General features: G+C 46.1%; 1 protein-coding gene. It reads right to left on the bottom strand.

The annotated features are described in order from the left end of the window. Positions 1–347: transposase (locus tag V5T57_RS20710; protein WP_332893172.1), on the bottom strand; the 347-nt coding region annotated here is incomplete at both ends.

The following is a 347-nucleotide window of genomic DNA, read 5'->3' on the forward strand; positions in this document are numbered from 1 at the left end:
CTTTTTCAGAACAGCAAAGGCTTGCTCAATTGGATTAAAGTCTGGACTGTACGGTGGCAAAGGAAGCAATTTGTGGCCATGGGCCTCCAGTAATTCCTTAATAGGTCTTTTACGGTGAAACGCTGCATTGTCCATCACGATGACACTGGGTGAGTTCAGCAAGGGTAACAACATTTCCTCTAGCCAAGTCTCAACCAGTTCCGCATTGCACGAAAAGTTGAAAACCACTGGAGCCAACCATTCACCAACCCTCTGTGCCATTATCAAATTGGTGCGATTGTGGTTTCTTCCAGGCCTTTCACCAAAGACCTTCTTACCTCTTTTTGCCCAAGCGTGCTGTCTACATA

The sequence above is a fragment of the Magnetococcus sp. PR-3 genome, assembly GCF_036689865.1.
Classification (GTDB): domain Bacteria; phylum Pseudomonadota; class Magnetococcia; order Magnetococcales; family Magnetococcaceae; genus Magnetococcus.